General features: G+C 57.3%; 13 protein-coding genes. 5 read left to right on the top strand and 8 right to left on the bottom strand.

Annotated features, from left to right (window positions below; genetic code table 11):
• The first annotated feature begins 460 nt into the window (after positions 1–460).
• Together glsA and AB731_RS04645 are read left to right on the top strand one after the other, a co-directional pair.
• Complete coding sequence (gene glsA / locus AB731_RS04640; RefSeq protein WP_047092224.1) at positions 461–2,053, top strand: glutaminase A; 1,593 nt, start codon at positions 461–463, stop codon at positions 2,051–2,053.
• A gap of 164 nt (positions 2,054–2,217) precedes the next feature.
• Positions 2,218–3,660: an alpha/beta hydrolase gene (locus AB731_RS04645; RefSeq protein WP_156167363.1), complete on the top strand. Its 1,443-nt coding sequence runs from the start codon at positions 2,218–2,220 to the stop codon at positions 3,658–3,660.
• 165 nt (positions 3,661–3,825) lie between these two features.
• Here the strand turns inward: AB731_RS04645 and AB731_RS04650 are convergent, their stop codons facing one another.
• The 4 genes from AB731_RS04650 to AB731_RS04665 form a co-directional block, all read right to left on the bottom strand.
• Positions 3,826–5,049 carry a serine hydrolase domain-containing protein gene (locus AB731_RS04650; RefSeq protein WP_197076213.1) on the bottom strand — a complete coding sequence of 408 codons (1,224 nt, stop codon included), beginning with the start codon at positions 5,047–5,049 and terminating at the stop codon, positions 3,826–3,828.
• 834 nt (positions 5,050–5,883) lie between these two features.
• Positions 5,884–7,104, bottom strand: coding sequence for a vanadium-dependent haloperoxidase (locus AB731_RS04655; protein ID WP_156167364.1), 1,221 nt, complete (start codon positions 7,102–7,104; stop codon positions 5,884–5,886).
• A gap of 316 nt (positions 7,105–7,420) precedes the next feature.
• Positions 7,421–8,854: a sigma-54-dependent transcriptional regulator gene (locus AB731_RS04660; RefSeq protein WP_173425729.1), complete on the bottom strand. Its 1,434-nt coding sequence runs from the start codon at positions 8,852–8,854 to the stop codon at positions 7,421–7,423.
• Positions 8,851–9,387, bottom strand: coding sequence for a heme NO-binding domain-containing protein (locus tag AB731_RS04665; protein WP_047092223.1), 537 nt, complete (start codon positions 9,385–9,387; stop codon positions 8,851–8,853). Before AB731_RS04665 ends, AB731_RS04660 begins: the two co-directional genes overlap by 4 nt.
• 264 nt (positions 9,388–9,651) lie before the next feature.
• On the opposite strand from AB731_RS04665, the gene AB731_RS04670 reads away from it, so the two are divergent.
• From AB731_RS04670 to AB731_RS04680, 3 genes are read left to right on the top strand one after another with little or no spacing between them, the layout of a single operon-like run.
• Positions 9,652–10,833 (top strand): polysaccharide biosynthesis/export family protein, encoded by a 1,182-nt coding sequence (locus AB731_RS04670; RefSeq protein WP_047092221.1) that lies wholly within the window; start codon positions 9,652–9,654, stop codon positions 10,831–10,833.
• Positions 10,833–12,257 (top strand): GumC family protein, encoded by a 1,425-nt coding sequence (locus AB731_RS14400; RefSeq protein ID WP_047092220.1) that lies wholly within the window; start codon positions 10,833–10,835, stop codon positions 12,255–12,257. Before AB731_RS04670 ends, AB731_RS14400 begins: the two co-directional genes overlap by 1 nt.
• Complete coding sequence (locus AB731_RS04680; RefSeq protein ID WP_047092219.1) at positions 12,212–13,489, top strand: O-antigen ligase family protein; 1,278 nt, start codon at positions 12,212–12,214, stop codon at positions 13,487–13,489. Before AB731_RS14400 ends, AB731_RS04680 begins: the two co-directional genes overlap by 46 nt.
• 189 nt (positions 13,490–13,678) lie before the next feature.
• On the opposite strand, the gene AB731_RS04685 is transcribed toward AB731_RS04680, so the two are convergent.
• The 4 genes from AB731_RS04685 to AB731_RS04700 are packed head-to-tail and all read right to left on the bottom strand — an operon-like array spanning position 13,679 to position 17,992.
• Positions 13,679–14,734: a glycosyltransferase gene (locus AB731_RS04685; RefSeq protein ID WP_047092218.1), complete on the bottom strand. Its 1,056-nt coding sequence runs from the start codon at positions 14,732–14,734 to the stop codon at positions 13,679–13,681.
• Complete coding sequence (locus tag AB731_RS04690) at positions 14,731–15,726, bottom strand: glycosyltransferase (RefSeq protein ID WP_082126339.1); 996 nt, start codon at positions 15,724–15,726, stop codon at positions 14,731–14,733. Before AB731_RS04690 ends, AB731_RS04685 begins: the two co-directional genes overlap by 4 nt.
• Positions 15,727–15,752: 26 nt before the next feature.
• Positions 15,753–16,700 carry a glycosyltransferase family 2 protein gene (locus AB731_RS04695; RefSeq protein ID WP_047092217.1) on the bottom strand — a complete coding sequence of 316 codons (948 nt, stop codon included), beginning with the start codon at positions 16,698–16,700 and terminating at the stop codon, positions 15,753–15,755.
• Positions 16,697–17,992 carry an oligosaccharide flippase family protein gene (locus tag AB731_RS04700; protein ID WP_156167365.1) on the bottom strand — a complete coding sequence of 432 codons (1,296 nt, stop codon included), beginning with the start codon at positions 17,990–17,992 and terminating at the stop codon, positions 16,697–16,699. Before AB731_RS04700 ends, AB731_RS04695 begins: the two co-directional genes overlap by 4 nt.
• Positions 17,993–18,149 lie beyond the last annotated feature (157 nt).

Genomic DNA, 18,149 nt, shown 5'->3' on the forward strand with positions numbered 1-18,149 from the left:
AACGCTTGATACCACTCTCGCTCCAACGATAGCTTCATAGACAATTCCCATCGGAAACACGGGAATTGAACAATGACTATCAAACTGGACAAATTGGTGTCCGCTCTTGCTGCGCTGATGATCAGCACTGCCTCATTTGTGGCGGTTACAGATGCACAGGCCAGAGAGAGTGACGATCTCAACTCAAGCGAAGAACCTCGATGCGAGGGCCGTACCTATGGCCCATCGCACCATCCCGCGCGCAAGCGGCGCGGCATGAGATGTGATCGAGACGAGGTCTCCGAGGAGGGCGCAAACATGCAAGGCAGGCCCTGTACGGCCTTTGCCCCGACGTTGAAGAATCCAACAGGAGAATGAGTATGGCCTCATCTCCGGCCCCCTAGAATTCACAAACAAGGCAAATTCGCGACCGGATGTGCACCTTCCCGCATGTCCGGCCGCACTTTTAGAGAGTAAATATATGGTCACGCTCAAAAGCATTGCGGCAGATTCAAAGGGGTTTGCGGCGAAAAACCTCATAAACTCATTGAAAAGCGAACATACCCAGGCGGTTTCCAATGCAATGCTGATCCGCGCACTGGAGGAAATGGGACTCCAGCGCGACGACCCGCGTCTCTCTTCGCTTTTCGAGAAACTCGACAAGATGCCGGGTAGTGGGACGCTCGACGAAGATGGGCTGCGCTCGCTGCTGGGAGAAGTCGAGGCATCGCTGGTGGGGAGAGCGCTGTCGGGTTCGCTCATCATTCCTGCATTCGAAGAATTCAGAGACCAACTGAATTCAATTTTCGAAACCTGTCGCGGCGAATCCAGCGGATCTGTCGCAAGCTATATCCCCCAGCTCGCAAGGGTCGACCCCGAGAAATTTGCAATGGCTGTGTGCACGATTGACGGGCAACGCCACTCAATCGGGGATGATCAGGACCGGTTTTGCGTACAGTCGACCTGCAAGCCGGTGAACTATGCCATCGCACATGGGCTCTCTAACGCCGACTCCATCCACAATCATGTGGGCCGCGAACCATCCGGACGGTCTTTCAACGAACTGACCTTAAACCCCGCCGGATTGCCTCACAATCCGATGATCAATGCAGGGGCCATTATGGCGAGTTCGCTCATCAAGCCGCGCGAAAGTCTGGCCGATCGTTTCGATTTCGTGATGTCAACATGGCGAGACCTTGGTGGAGGAGTTGAGCCGGGCTTCGACAATACGGTTTTTCTTTCGGAAAAAGCGACTGCAGACCGGAACTTTGCTCTGGCCTATTTCATGCGCGAAAACGGCGCATTCCCGCCCAATACCGATCTGATGGAAACACTCGATTTTTATTTCCAGTGCTGTTCGATCAGCATCGACGTCAGGCATATGGCAACAATCGCTGCCACGCTGGCAAATGGCGGCGTGTGTCCAACGACGAACCAGCGCGTGCTCGATGCGGAGGCAGTGCGTAACTGCCTTTCGCTGATGTATTCCTGCGGTATGTACGACTACTCTGGTGAATTCGCATTCACCGTCGGCATTCCTGCAAAGTCTGGCGTTTCGGGCGCACTTATGCTGGTGATACCCGGCGTATGCGGCATTGCGATCTGGAGCCCGCGACTGGACCGGTGCGGCAACAGCGTGCGCGGCGTTCGGTTCGCCCAGGAACTGTCGAAGAGATACTCCTTTCACAGTTATGCGACGATGGTTCCGGGACAGGAACTGATCGATCCGACCAAGTCTCAAGCCGAGCGCGTGGCGGAGGTGGCAAGCTCTCTTTGTTCGGCCGCTTCGGTTGGAGACCTTGGTGAACTGCGGCGATTGGTTGCCAGCGGTGCGGACATCCTGCAAGCTGACTACGACGGACGAACAGCCTTGCATCTTGCGGCATCTGAAGGTCGTGTCGGCGTGGTGCGTTTTCTCTTGTCGATCGGTGCCGATGCAGAGCAGAAAGATCGCTGGGGCAATACAGCTCTCGCCGATGCCGAGCGTGAGGGTATGGGGGACGCAGTGCAGCTTCTCTCCAACCTAAAGACAGCAGAACCGATGAAATCCAGGCCGCGCCGCAAAGCGGCATAAGATTTAAATGAGGGGGCGACGTGCTTCAGATCAATATCCTGGGTTCCGTATCTGTGCGCAAAGATGGACAGACTGTGGCGCTTCCCGCTTCGCGCAAATCGCGAGCTCTTATCGCATATCTGGCTATTGAACCGGGTTCACACACGAGGTCTGCGTTATGCGATATGTTCTGGGAACTTCCGGATGATCCGCGCGCATCGCTTCGCTGGTCGCTCAGCAAGTTGCGTACGGTCTTGAATTCCGAAGATACCGAGAGGCTATTGGCTGATCGGCAAGGCGTGAGGCTCGAACTTCAAGGCATCCAAGTGGACTATTTGGCAGTTCGGGAAACCGTTCGAGACCCGGCTGCCGCTCCCGATGATCTGGCGAAAGCATGGGAAATGTCTGACAGTGAGATGCTGGAAGATTGCGAACTTTCGAACCAGCCTGAATTCATGATTTGGCTTGGCCAGCAGCGGAACGAACTTTCTAGATTGCGCTTCGAAATCGCGAAGCGCGCAGCCTTGGCGAACCAGTTTTCGACCATCGATAGTGACAGGTGGGCCGAGCGATGGCTGACCGAAGCTCCTTTCGACCACGAAGCGGCGGAGAACGCTGTCGCTTCGAAACGCGCGATTGGAATGGAAGCCCAGGCTGATCAGTTGCAGGCAGACCTGCAGCGGAGTTTTCGCGAAGCAGGACTAACTCCGCCGGAGTTTTCCAAGGAGGGGCACACTGCTGCCGGTCCGGTGCCGAATGTCGGCTTGGCAATGAAGGCCGCCGCACCCCGGCAGTCAATCCGCTTTGTCCAGGCGAAGGACAAGGCATCCATTGCCTGGGCACGTGTCGGCGACAAGAATAACCCTCCGCTTATCAAAGCTGCGAATTGGCTCAATCATCTGGAACTGGACTGGGAAGCGCCAATCTGGAGCCCTCTTTTTCGGCAGCTAGCCGAAACCTTTCATCTGGTGCGTTACGATGAGCGTGGTTGTGGCCTTTCTGATTGGGATGTCCCTGACATCGATTTCGAAAGCTTTGTCGACGATCTGAAGCTGGTTGCCGATGCCTCGGGTCTCGACAGATTTCCTTTGCTCGGAATCAGTCAGGGTGCTGCGGTGTCCATCGAATTTGCAGCGCGTTATCCGGAGCGAGTAAGCAAGCTTGTACTTTTTGGAGGCTATCCCTGCGGTTGGCGGCATACGGCGAACGAAGAAGAGGTCCGGGAACGCGAAGCCGTGATGGTGCTTACCGAAACGGGTTGGGGCCGGGACAATCCCGTGTATCGCAATATGTTCTCTCAAAGTTTCATGCCGGATGCGACGGTAGAGGAACTGTCATGGTTCGACGAGTTCCAGCGGCTCACGACATCGCCTGGCAATGCGGTACGGTTCCTCGAGGCCTTTTCGACACTCGATGTCAGACACAGCCTGGCAAAGGTTAAATGCCCGACGCTGGTAGTGCATTCACAGCGAGATCAGCGAATTCCCCTTGGTGTCGGTGTTAACATGGCCTCGCAGATACCGGATGCGCGATTTTGTAGCGTCAACAGCAGCAATCACCTGCTCTTGGGTAGGGAGCCTGCCTCGGCGCAATTCGTTCAGGCAGTCAGGGACTTCCTGTTGGATTAGCCGAGTGGCGGATTTGCGGCTTTGACCTTCTTGAAGCGGATGGTCTGCCAACGATCCGTTTGCCGTCAATGACTGGGTGCCTGGCGCTCGGCCAATGGAACCAAGATTAGCAACGATGGGAGCGGGAACACAAAGCAGGTTGGCCCCATTGGCGTCTGCGTACGCTTATTCCGGCGGGACACCTGAATATTCTGCGCCATAGACAGCATCGCGAAAATCGTGATGCATTGCATTGTCGAACGGGACTTTTTGCGTTGCAAAAACGACTGCCATGTCCTGTCTAGGGTCCACCCAGAACAGCATCGACGGCAAGCCATCCCAAAAAAATTCGTCGACCGTTCCCCTGTTTTCTTCCGCCGACATGGGCGGCGAATTGCGCACGAAAACGTTTAATCCGAAGCCTCCTGCCCCCTTACTCGGCAGCCACATGCGATCTTCCATGGATATGCGTGGGTCGAGCATGTCTGTGGCCATAAGCAGGATCGTCGCCGGTTGCAGAATCCGGCGTCCATCCAGTTCGCCTTCATTCAAGAGCATGCGGGCGAAACGCATGTAATCGTCCACCGTGGTAACGATGCCAGCGCCGCCCATTGTCATCGGCTTCCCGTAGAAATTCGGCGTGAGCCATTCTTCGCGCGGCATCGGGTTCAAGGAGCCGTGCTCGTCGGCGATGTAAATGCGAGCCAGCCGGTCAATATCCGCACGGTCGCGTTCCCAGGCGCTGTCGGTCATGCGTAGCGGCGTAAAAATGTTTTCGGCCACGTAGTCGTCAAACGCCATGCCGGATAAGACTTCGACGAGCCGTGCCTGAACATCAACGCCGGCCGAATAGATCCAGCGGGTACCAGGATCTGCAAGAAGCGGCACTTGCGCCATCCTCTCGGAAAATTCGGCGAGGGTATTGTCTGCTGACAGCGGTTCCAGCCGATTCCAGACGTTGTCTGCCGGCTCACCTGAATCACCATAGGTGAAGCCAGCCGTATGGCGCATGACGTCACGGACAGTTGGCGGGCGCAATGGATCGCGCAGCACAAGATTGCCATCGCTTCCGATTGCGGTTGCTACCTGCAGATATTCATATTCGGGAAGATGCCAATAGAGTGGATCGTCGAGCCCGAATTTACCCTGCTCCCACAACTGCAACAGCGCGACGCCGGTTACAGGCTTGGTCATGGAAAAAATCTGTACGAGCGTATCGCGCGCAAATGGACGGTTATCTTCGCGCGACGACAAACCCGCGTTCTCGAAACAAACCTCGCGTCCGTCCTGCCAGACCAAGGCAGATGCCCCGACCACCCGGCCTTCGCCGACCGCACTTGAGAGAAAGCTGCCAATCGCCTGGCAATCCGGCGCGAACCTCGGAGCGAGCGTCGCATTCGAAGTCGGCATCGTTGCACAGGCGGTGAGCCCGAACGCACTTGCCAGTAAAAGCCAATGTCTTGCCATTCCCAGACCGTTCTCCACCTCTTGGCCGACGCTATTGTCCTCCATGTGCACCAGCCGGAACGGTAATGTCGAAGGAAAATGTGCTCCCACTGCCGAATCTGCAGGCCCGAACTTTCGAATTGGTTTCCACGGGTGGCCGTTCCCGACGGCTTCGATTTGCCATCAGGCAAGTGTTGAAGGCCGTCAGTGAGAACAGAAGCCTTTCCGCCTTGCATACGACCGATCGCCATGATCGATTTCCATTCAACTCAGCGAAACCTGTTTTATGTGCAGGCGGAAGACGAGGCAAACGAAGCACGGGAGCGGTTTTTGTCGTAATCGTTCGGCGGGCAAGGGCAAGCAATCCCTGGCTATCCGTTCACAATAGAGCGGCGCAACGCCAACCCTGGATCGGGCACGGCCAAGAACTGGTTTTTCGAACGATACAACATACCGGCGTACACATATGCGGTCGGTGACGAGACAGATCGCGCGGCGATCAGGCGCGCGGCGGAACTTCTCGCTCTGCGGTTTATCGCTGCTGCAGAGGAATTATAGCGTAACGACTTCTGCGCTTCCTGGCGCAAGCTGTAGAAGAAATGTACCTCTTCTATTCCGCTCCATGCTCCTTCCCAGGAGTAAGGTAGTTTTGCCCAAATCGACCAAACAGGACCAAAACCGGCGGCTATCCTGACGGCTTTTCAGCCGAAAGCTTGGTTTGTCTCTGGTGAAAGGGACGGTGCCGCCTACAGGACTAAAACCTGTGACCGCCTGCATCTGGGAAGCGTTCCTATTGGACTATTGCCGCGGCGGCATCAGCTTCAATGTTTCTGCCGCAACCGTCCTCCCGATATCTTCGGCGGCATCGTTGGAAAAACGATAATGAACGCCGCCAACAATCCGTGAAAATGAGACTTCCTCCACCCACTGGTCAAAAGTAGGCAGCACCTGCACAACCGCATAGTCGAGAGACCGCGAGCCAACTTGCACTCCACCAGGAGGTGCGTCACCGACTTCCGCCTTCAATACCTCTGCAGCCGCCGAAGCCCAGCTGCAGTGCGCGCAAGGATACTCAGGATGGTTGGGTGTACGAATATAGGGCTCCCAGTTGGGGTCCATTTCCGTTTCCGGATTTCCGTCCATGTCCGCGTTCCGGATGGCAGTAATCGGCCGCCAAAAGTTATTCCGCAGCTTTGCCAGACCGGTAATTACACCAGTATCGTCTGTTGCCATGTAAAGCAGCGCAACCATTCGCGCATTCGCCGTAGTGCTTCGACCGGGCATGTCCGCGATCGCTTCAAGTGTAGGCATGATGATCGGTGTGATCCGGTACCTGGCGATGCGGCTTTGAATGGATGTCCTTTCCGTGCTCTCTCTTCCGCCAAGCCGTCTGACTTCATCAAAATCGCGCGCCCAGACTTCGCTGCTCAATTCGGGCGGCGGAGGCGGCATGTAGGATTCCGGATCTTCAAGCGACCAGAACGGCAAATTCGCATACCAATCGGGGAACACAGGCAATTGAACAGGGACCCAGGTGCCAGGAGCCGTGAATGGCCGATAAGGGCTCGCAACGCGTTCAGGATCGACAGCTCCGGCCATTAACGCCGCAGCAGCTGCTCGTGTGCCCACCGCAATTCCCCGCTCTGTTTCATCGCCCTGAGGAAGCGTGGCCAAGGCAAGTTCATAGCTGCGCTCAATATCTTCCGTTCTCGACCTGAAATGAGCCAGCAAGACGTCTTTCGCCGCAGTCATGACCGCCGCTTCTACGGACGCCGCGGCCTCCTCTGGAGGAACCGCTAGATGGCTCTCGTATTCCTGCTCAATTGCGTTTGCTGCTTCAAACATTGCTAACGCAAGCTGCGTTTGAGCAAAGAAATGCTCGGGCGAGCTAGGCGAATCGTCCCCGCCTGCGATTGTGCGTCCGAACTGAGCCCAATCCGTAACAATGTCAGCTTGCGCTGCCGTGCCGGTACACAGTGCTCCGAGCATGGCCGCAACGGCCACCAACTTCTTCATCATCAGTCCCCCCAATGTAAGCATGAAGACTATCACCGCGCGGCACACTTGCAATTGGTTTGTTGGGCGACACCTGGCTCGCAAAACTCGATGTGCCATCCGGGTCGTCAGTAGGGTCGTGGGCAGAATGGCAGCTCGCGCAAAGCACTTCTGAAAGGCATGATTCCGTTTACAGGAATGCAACCTGTGAGCCCCGCAATACAAGGCCTGTTTCCTTAGGGAACAGCGTGTTACCGTATTCCGGGTTTTGCGACCATGATCGGCGAATTGGTTAGCCTAAATTCAGCAAAAACCTGAAGTCCACCCTTCAAAGGTCAATCTACGAATTCCACCGGCCGCGCATCCGGTAAATTGTTGATGGGCTTACATCGAGCTCTACTGCAGCCTTCGGAATGCTGCCGCCTGCTCTTTCGATTGCGGCTTCTACAATCTGTCGCTCTGCGTCCGCCAGAGTCATCGGAACGTTGCCGTTCGCGATTGCAGGAGCACTGGCGTAGTCCGTGATTTGGACGTGTTGAACACGTGATTGTGAATTATGAGGCGCCAAGCCTGCAACTGGTGCGGGGGGCGGGGCTGGGATATCTCTGGCGAAGGTTTCCAGTTCCAGAACAGGTCCGGGATTCATGACAACGATACGGCGAATTGTATTCTGCAGCTCACGAACATTGCCGGGCCACCGCCGGCTTTGGAGCGACGCGAGGATATCTGGTGCCAATTGATCGAACGCTTTGCCTTCCTCGGCTGCGAAGCGATCTAGAAACGTCTGCGCTATCAGCCCGATATCGCCTTCTCTTTCACGCAAGGGCGGCAGCTCCAAAGGGATGACTGCCAGCCGGTAGAACAAATCCTCGCGGAAGCGTCCCTCTGCGACTTCGAGAGCGGGATTGCGATTTGTGGCGCATAGCACACGCACATCGACAGCTTCAGGCCGGTTCGAGCCGACCGGCTGCACCATCCCCGTTTGCAGAAAGCGCAGCAGTTTAACTTGCAGAGCCAGATCCATCTCGCAGATTTCATCGAGAAACAGGGTTCCTCCATGTGCTTCCCGCGCGGCGCCCTTCCGGTCGGCAACCGCGCCTGTGAAAGAGCCTTTGACGTGGCCGAAAATCTCGGATTCGAGCAGGTTTTCCGGAATTGCGCCGCAGTTGATGGCCACAAAACGCTTTCTGGCGCGCTGGCCGGAATTGTGGATTGCTTCGGCGGCGACTTCCTTGCCCGTACCGCTTTCGCCGGTGATGAAAACTGTGGCGGCTGATCGTGCGACATTTTCGATTGCGCGGTAAACGACCTGCATGCTGGGTGACTTGCCGATAAAGCCCTGAAACGTGTCACGCCCCACCAGTTTCTGCGCGGTTTCGACCTTCTCCACCAAATCCTGCCGCTCGAATGCATTGCGAACGGTGGTGAGCAAACGTGGCGGTGCGACCGGTTTGACCAGAAAATCATAGGCGCCCAGCCGCATGGCAGTGATGGCGCGGTTGATCGAGCCATCAGCTGTCACAACGATGATAGTGCTCTTCTCGACCAGCCCCGGTCTATCCTCAAGCCACTCCAGCCCGTCATAGTCGGGAAGCTGCAAATCCAGCAGAATGATGTCGAAAGGTTGATCGGCCCCGGCAATTGCGTCATCCGCAGCGCCGCCCGTTTCGACCATTTGCACATGATGGCCGGCCCCTTCCAGGATACCGGCAAAGGTGTGCGCGATGGAAATTGCGTCTTCAACAATCAGAATGTTGGCGCCAGCTTTGCTCATGCCGGAGGCGCCAGTTTGAAGACTGCCCGGTTGCCGCTTGCATTGGCTTCCCACGTCAGAATGCGCGGATCTTCGTAATGTTTTATGCTCTGCGCGATCAGGCCATAGGCGATATGGGCCAGGGGACGATGCGATTCATAGGTGACGACAAGGTCATCACCGTCGCGTGTTGTGACAACGCTGGGCGGCTGTGCGCCGGGATACAGAATGCGCACTTCTTCATGAATATGCGGCCCGACATGATCGAGCAGCGCATCGACAGTGGCGTAGAGCTTCATGATATCGGGAAACAGCACCTGAAATCGACCGAACAGAAATGAGCCATATTTGCGGCACAGTTCGTCTCCGGGAATACCGGACATTTCCGACGCAATATCGACCATCTTCAATGCGTGAGCAGAGGGGTAGGAACCGACGGCGGTGAATGCACCGCCGTTTGGCAGATCGGCTTTTGTGAGCACTTCATCGGCAAAAACGACGCCCACGGCATCTTCCATGAAATTGACCAACTCGGTAAAAATGACACCCTTCATCAGACACTCCGGCAGTTTGACTACCTTATTAAGCAAGCACGAGACGTGCCAAATGCAAAAAGCTTGGCAATCTGCCATTCCGCACATTTGCATAGCGCTAAACTGTTGCAAAATGCAAAACAGCCTTCGCAAATTGCAACATTTTTCGTCGCAAAATGCACAGAATGGCAATCTGAGAACGCGATTTGTCCGAAAACTGTCGGAAAACCCAGTTGGCACGATGATTGAAAAGCAGCGGACAAATCCCACTCGGAGAATTGTCCCATGCGTGCCACATCATTGACCCTCGCCATTGCCGCGGCCCTGCTTGGGGGGTGCGTTGCGGGCCATGCTCCTGCCAATTACGAAGGTGCCGCATGGATGCCCCAGCAGCGCGCGCAGCCTGCAACCTATGGCTGCTCCCACACACCCACAGCACTGCCTGCCATTCCTACAGCGAACATGGCCAACCCCGTCGGACTATTGCTTGCACCGGGGGACAGGCTTCGTCTGGACGTTCTTGGCGATACAGACCGGGTCAGCGGCGTTTATGTTATCGGTGACGATGGCCATCTGAGCATCAACGGCCTTGGTCGGATCAGTGCCATCGGATTATCGCAGACCGATCTTGAAAGCCGTCTGCGCACGCAATTGATGGCGCAGGAAATTGTCCGCCCGCTGCGCAATGCCGTGCGCATCAATCTGCTGGAAAGCGCGGGCGTTTCCATCGCTGTAAGCGGCGCGGTATTTAATCCCGGCAGCGTGCGGGCCGGCGAGCGTACTCCTGAAAACCGCGTCGGCCAGAGCGAAGGCGCTGCATATGGTGATACGAATGTCGGCCGCACCGTATCCACTGCCCTGCGTGCTGCAGGCGGGGTGCGTCCGGATGCCGATATCCGCCAGATCGGGCTGGTCCGCCATGACCGGATGATGGTGCTTGATCTGCGCGCCAGCCATGATGGCACCAGCGTGGGTGATGTTCTGCTGGCACCCGGTGACCGGCTGATAGTTCCGTCGACCGGCTGCTTCGATCCCAACCTTGTGCGACCATCGGTCGTTACCCAGCCAGGCATACGCGTTCACATGTCCAACTTGTCTCGCCCAGCCAACAACAATGCAGGCGCCGGAATCAGCGAACGGACCGGCAGCCTGCCGTATGGCACCCGGTTCCTGCAGGGTTTGGTAGCGATGAATTGTATTGGCGGCTCTGCCATGAATGCAGGGCGCCGCGCCGTTCTGATCAGCCGCAACCCGATGACTGGTCAATCCGTGGTGGTCGAGCGCGAAGTGGAGGAGCTGGTCCGTCACGCAAATCGTGATGACTTTGATCCCTATCTCATGCCGGGTGATGCGCTTGCCTGTTACGACAGCCGCTGGATGAATTTGCGTGACGCGGTCAGTCTTGTGTCCAACGCCGCCAGTACTCTGACACCGGCTATCCTTCTTGAACAGACGGTCACGAACTGATGTTGCAACAAGCAACTACCCAGGCTGAGCACCAGCCGCGCCGCCTGGTTCGCCTGTGGCACATCGTGCGCGATGGCCTGCCATCTTTTGGCCGCTACCGCCGCTACATCATGGCAATTGCTCCGGCTTTGCTGCTGGTATGGGGCATAACCGCTGCATATCTGGTTTTCGCACCGGCTAAATACTCCAGCGCGACCACGCTGATTCTGCCCGGTTCAGGCGTTGGCGGCTCGCTTAATCTCAATGATGTCGGCCAGGCGACCACGGTAACGTCTTCCGCGTTTGCCAGCACGTCGCTCAGTCCCACCGAGAACTACAAGCGTCTATTGATGTCGGATACTACGCGCACACGCACAGCGGAAAGCCTTGGGGAAGATCCGGCATCGTTTCCGGAACCCAGCATCAAACTGGTGGACCAGACCAATCTGATCGAAATCCGCATCACCGGCGCGACACCGGAACTCGCCCAAGCGCGCGGCGAAGCGCTGCGTTCGACATTCCTGACAATCCTGGCAGAACTGCGGCGCGATGAAGCCGCGGGACGCGAAGATGCGGACCTCGACTATATCGCAGAGCTTGAAGGGCAGGTGCAGGAAACGCAGCGGGCCTTGCTGGAATTTCAGGGCCGCACTGGGCTCGTGAGCCTTGAACAATTCGATACACGCGTTGGTGCGGTTGATAATTTGCGGGCACGCGAGCGGGAAGCGCGTGCTGGACGGGCACAGCAAAGCGCGGTGCGCTCACGCCTGGCCTCTGTGCTCGATATTTCGCCTGCCAACGTTCGCCGCGCACTGCGTTTGAAAGCTGACCCGGTGTTCCGGTCGCTGCTTGATCGTTATGCCGATATCAACACCGAAGCGACCGAAGCGAGCGGCACTCTGGGGACGGCTCATGCCGTACGCGAAGAGCTGGAAGCAGAGCGTGATGCCTTGCGCAGCGAGATCGTATCGCGTGGCGGCGCGGTTAGCGGCCTTTCCAGCCAGGCCTTGCTCGGTTTCGCAGACATTTCAGTCAGCGATGGCCGGGAACGCATGTTCGAAGCATTGATCGGCGCCGAAGGCATGGCCGCTGGCGCGAATGCAATCGTTTCGGAAATCCGGAACCAGATCGGCGAACAGAACGCGCAAAATCCGCAATTGGTTGTGCAGGCAAGCGAACTTGCAGATCTGCTGCGCGAACATCGCGTAGCAGAGGCAACGTTTTCCTCCGCGCTGGCACGGCTCGACACCAATAAGGCTGACCCGTTTGCTTCCTATCCGTTGGTCCAGACTTTTGAAGTGCCTTCCTTGCCAGCGGATCAGTCCTCTCCTTCGCTTCTGATTGCCTTGCTGGGCGCAATCGCTGCATCCATTTTCATTATCATGGGATTTGCTCTCGCATGGCTTCGTCAACCGATCCTTGCCAAATTGCTGCCGAGCGCCTGATCGCTGGCACCATCGGCGCTACGTGGCTGCTATGGCTGGTGGGCGGGCTCTATATCGCGGGGCCCTCCCTCGGCTGGGTTCTGGCCATGATCGCAGGATGGAAATTGTTTGCAGCGCCAGCACTGCCAGCCGCGCAACGGCCCTTGCAGCTTGGTGCATTAATATGGTCGCTGTTGATCGGGATGGCCGCGATGGAGGTCATTTTGTTGACCGGTCATGCCACCAATGGTTTTGGCTTCGGGCAAACCATCAAATCGTCAATTGGGTGGGCCAAGGGCTGGGCGCTGATCGCGCTGTTCCCGTTTGCCGCAGCTGTTTTGAACGTGCGCGCAGAAGTTATTTACCGCGCCGTGTGCAAATTGGGCCGCCAGACACTGGTTGTGCTGCCGATCTTCGTGATCGCACCTTATGCGGGATTGCCGGAAATGCTTTGGGTTTCGCCCTTGCAGATCTTCGGCGGATCTGGGCCTGAGTACTTCGCGACAATCCTCTACACGATCGAACCTGGCGCGGGGACACCGCGCTGGCAGTTTTTCGCGCCTTGGTCGCCAGCAGCCGGGATGGTCGCTGTGATACATGCACTTTGCGCCGCCGAGGAGAAAAACATCCGTTGGAAACTTGTCGGCATTGCTGCGGCTTTGCTGATGGCTATCCTGTCCCAGTCGCGCCTTGCTCTGGTAGCCCTCGTGCTAATCTGGCCGGTGAGCTTTGCGATTTCTCGCCTCGGAAAATCGTGGATCTGGTGGCTCGGTGCTCCAGCTATCCTCGCGCTCGGGCTGCTCGCACCTATCCTGGTGGAAATCGCTGACCAACTCGTCAGCGATTTCAGCAGTGCCCGCGCAGACAGTAGCCGCGTTCGCGCTGCGCTTGGCCGCATTGCAATGGAACGTTGGCAGAACGAAGCGCCGTGGTTCGGGCATGGTATCGTTGAAAGCGGTCCGCATCTGGTCGAATACATGCCCATCGGCAGCCATCACAGCTGGTACGGACTGCTGTTCGTAAAAGGTGTGACCGGCTTGCTCGCACTTGCCATTCCGCTTTTGATCGCTGCGCTGGTCATGGCGAAGCTGGCCATATCCCATCCGCTTGGCCGCATCGGTCTGTCTATGGTGCTGGTATTGGTATTCTACAGCTTCGGAGAGAACCTCGAGATACTGGCGTATCTGTATTGGCCTGGTCTGGCTCTTCTGGGCGTCGCCGCCCGGCAATCGGTAGCTGCAAACCTGCATTGATTACCGTCATGGTCTGGCACCGCTTGTAAGCGCTTGCCTTCAGCCCGTGCAATTGACATGCGGCGCGCACCGCAGGCCTGACGCCAGATCCACTACACGCTATTTGCAAAACGGAAAAAACCCCGGTTGCATCGCGCAACCGAGGTCCCTGTGAGCCGTCACTCGATAGCGACACGAAGAGCAAACGGCTTAGCAATCGGCAGCCAGAAGAGTTTCGCCGGTGTCCAGGTCCGGCTGGCATTCGCCCAGTGCGCGCCGAGCCTGCACGAACAGGGCAAGCCAGGCTGACACACGGCTGGTTTCTGCACCTGCCATGGAAAGCTGTGCCTTGCGTCCCATCCTGGCCAGATCGGCCCGTGCAGCTTCTTCTATTGCGCGCGCAAGGCTTCCCGGGCGGCTGCAATCGTCCACGATGCCGCAACCCAAGACCTGTTCAGGCAGGCCATCGCAATCACTGACGAGCACTGCGCGCCCAGCCATGCGCGCCTCTGCGGCGACCAGGCCGAAGGCTTCCCTGCGCGACGGAACAACGATCAGATCGCATTGCTCATAGAACCGGGCGACGTCATCCACCTTGCCAGCGAAGCGGACATTCGGAACGCCCCTGGCCAAGGCGCGGAAAAGGTCTTCATCCGGTCCGGCGCCAGCTAGGGTAAGTTCGAATTTGCTTCGTGGCAACAGGCCCATCGACCGGATCAGCGTATCAAATCCCTTGGCCTCGTCGAAACGACCGATAGCGCCGATTTTAAGAGGCTGGGTGGGATCAATTTCCAGCGGAGAAACCTTATCAAGTCCGCGCGTACCGCTCCATGGATGGATGACGCGGATCTTCGCGGCCGGTACAACACCAGTCGATAACAGCCATTCACGCTGCGCTTTGGATACCGCAACAATTTGATCGAAATTGGCGTACATCAACTTCAGCATCGCCCGAAAACGGCCCGTGTCAGGCACATGTGCAGCTTCCCAAGAAGCTGTGTAAGTATGTTCGATATGCACCAGATACGATCGGCGATGACGTAGGCGGAGCATGAAATAGAACGGCAAGCTCGCCCAGTTCGGAGTGGCGTGGTTTATCACAATTTCAGCATCGAGGCGCGGCGCAGTCACTCTGCGCGGATCGATAGGGATGACCCGGCTGCGGGCAAACTCACGCAGATCGGGGTGATCGAACAGACTCAGCGCTTTGGTGACGCCGCCCATGGCGAAATCCGTATTCAAGTGAATGCAGCTCATGAAAGTCATGCCGCACCTGCCTGGCCGAGCGTGCGTTGCGCCATGCGGGCAAGCATGGTCTGCGGCAAAACCGCACTCGCCAATGCTGCCGCGGCAGTCACAAGCGACTTCTTCGGCTCTTCAAACAGAATTCCGGGATAGCGGCGCAGCGCCTGAATCGTGAGCGACCGTGCAAATCCGTAATCACCCAACTGCAAAGCGCGCCGCGCCAGATAGCGCAGCTGATAAGCTGCAGCCGCATTGCCATGATCAGCGATCAGGTCAGGAGCATAATCACGCGCCTTATCGATGACACGCTGCCAGGATTCAAACTGCCGAACGATATTGGCCGACAGACCGCCGCCGACGATGCGATATTCCGTCAGAAGAGGGTCAATGCCTTCGAAGCGGCAAGCGAAACCGGCTGACATGCGGATCCACAGCTCAATATCCTCGGACTGGCGAAAATTCTCATCAAACCAGCAGGGGCGGCCCGTCTCTTGAGGGTGGAGAAATCGCACCAGATCCAGCGCTGTGCGGCGGATTACCGGCGCTGAACCGTTACCGACGGGATTGCGTTTGAGGATATGTGCGGCCGATATGCCATTCAGTCTGGGGCGCATCGCGAGAGCCAGTGGCTTGCCTTGCGCATCGATCATTTGCGAGCCGGAATAGCTTACGTCGACCATGCGGTTTGTGCGCAGGTGGATCGCATGCAGCATCAGTTTATCGCGGTGCCAGCGATCATCGGAATCGAGCAATGCAACAAACGATCCGCTGGAATTGGCGATGCCGGTATTTCGCGCACCTGCCAGACCGCGATTGGGCTGGCTGACAATGCAGATCCGGCCATCCTGAAAGCTGCGCACAATGTCCATACTGCTGTCACTGCCGCCATCATCAACAACGATCAGTTCGAAGTTTTCGTAGGTCTGGTCGAGCACGGACTGGATCGCTTCTGCGATATAGGCTTCCACATTGTAGACAGGCATGATGACGGAAATTTTTTCGGGAGAATGCATGGAAATATACCTTGGATAAGTGTGTTTCAGGCGAAAAGGCGCAAGCGCATGGATGAAGGCATCGCCCCGGCAGCAAATGCTGCAATCAGGGTCGCGCCACCGCGGCGCATGTCGGACAGAAAGGCTGAGGGGTTGAGCGAAAGGCCGCGCAAGGCGTAGCGGCGGGCATCCGCAGGAGGATTGCCGCCACGCAAGGCACGGCGCGCAAGATAGCGGCAGTAAATGGCTTCGGCAGCGGCGGTATCTTGGTCCGCACCATAGAGACCGGTCAGTTCGCGCCATCCGGCATACATCTGCTCCAGATTTACAGAGAGGCCGCCCGGCGAGAGACGGTAGCCCACCAAAAGCTCGTCAATGCCGGAGATGCTCTCCCCCTGCGTCACCGCGCGGGCCAGCCACTCCTGATCTTCGGCATAATTCATGCCTTCGGCAAATCCCCCGATGCGTTCGAATGCGGCGCGGGTCACCACAAGGTTTGATGTGGTGCAGACGGGATTCTCGCCAATGATCTGTGCGAGTGTCAGATCTCCGTCAGGCACGCTCGACAATGTGCGCTTCTGATGTGACGCGGAACAGTGCCTTTCAACAAAGGCAATCTGCGCATAGCTTCCGGAAAGTGCAGGATTCGCCAAATGGTAGGCGTGATGGGCGGCAAGCTTTTCCGCATGCCAAAGATCATCGGAATCGCAGAATGCCAACAATCCACCTTGCGCAATTGCAGCGCCGCGGTTGCGCGCAGCGGAAACGCCGCCATTCGGCTGTGCGACCAGTCTGACACGCGGATCACTGCCAGCCAGACGCAGCATTTTCAGCAAGCTGTCATCGCTAGAACCATCATCGACCAAAATCAGTTCGAGATCTTCGAGCGATTGACTGCGGATTGAAGCAATTGTGTCTTCAATCGTTTCGGCAGCATTGTAGACCGGAACAATCACGGAAAAAGTTGGTCGGTTTTGGGCGGCATCATAGATCATGAGCTTGCTCCGTTCAGGGCTTGAGGAAATGTTGGGGAAGTTCGGCCTGGCAGGCGAAACAGTATGACGAATGCGATAGGCACCTGGATCAACCAGAGCGCGGCAACATAGGCCCATGCAGCAGTGGTGAGGCCGAAGGAGGTACCGCCGCACAGGGCAAGCAAGGCGCCAGCAGAAGCGGCCAGCGCGATGGCAGCGTCACGCTCCGGCTGGCCCGTGGCGCGCAGCCACGCGGTGCATAGCGCGCCGAAGATGGCAGGTATGCCGGCAAGGCAAAGGATCGCCACCAAAGGTGCAACAGAGGTCCATTGCGCGCCGAACAACAGCGGCACGTAAATGTCGGCCAGCAGAACCTGTGCCGCGATGATCGGCACAAACAACACAAGCGACAGGATCGTGGCCTGGATGAGCCGCTGGCGGCGCTTGGAATTATCCTTCTCCGAACACAATTGCGGAAAAAGAACAATGGAAAGTGCGGCGATAAAGCTGTTGGTGATCCCCACTCCGGCGTTGAAGGCGAAATAGTAATAGCCGAGCGCTTCGGTGCCGAGCAGCGCACCGATCACAACCTTGTCCAGTTGCTGGCGTGCAGCGACCACAAGTTCGGTGCCCAATACGCCCGCTCCGAAGCGCATGAACTGCCTTGCAGGGGCAGGGGTGACGCCGGGCGCGGGAGACCATTTTCGCGCCCGGCGAACCAGAATAAGCCAAACCGGAGCAGTCAGAAGTTTGGGCAAGACGATTGCCCAGGCACTTGGCCAAGCGAGCGCTAGCGCCATGGACAGAGCGTGATCGAGCATGGTCTGCGCCGCGCCGATGCGCGCTGTCGTACCGAGCCGTCCGTCACGCATCAGCAGGAATACCCGAACCAGACCGCCCGGCATCAGCGCATACACGCCGGTCAGAACAACCAGCATCAAGGCGATCTCACCCTGTGCAAACGCCAGCCAGATAATCGCAGCGACAATCAGCTGCACCAGCGCGACGCCCGTACACCATATATAGAACAGCCGGTGCGCTGCATTGCAGATGCCTGGCAGCTCTGCATCGCTGGCCGCGATGATGCGCTGCCCGATACCGCTATTGGCAAGAACGCGGACGATTTCGAAAACGGCAAGAGCAAGCGCTGCCACGCCGATTTGCGCAGGGGGAACTTGGCGCGCGATGACAATGATCGCGAATACGCGCAAAATGCGTGAGCCTGCTTCCGCCAGACCGTAGGCCACCAAGCCGCGCAGGATAGGCCTCAGCCCTTCCGGCAGCATGGATTCAAGGCGTTCAAGCAAAAGCATTTCAAGGTTCCTGGCATCAATCCACCAGTCACCTTTCAAGAGGCGTGCCAATCGCTCTAACCCGCAGAATTCTGTCCTTCCTGGACTATTTCAGGTTTGGCAAAATGCAAAACGCCCCGGTAAATTGCGAAATGCATTGATTGGCATTGCAAAATGC

The sequence above is a fragment of the Aurantiacibacter marinus genome (assembly GCF_001021555.1).
In the GTDB taxonomy this organism is placed as follows: domain Bacteria; phylum Pseudomonadota; class Alphaproteobacteria; order Sphingomonadales; family Sphingomonadaceae; genus Alteraurantiacibacter; species Alteraurantiacibacter marinus.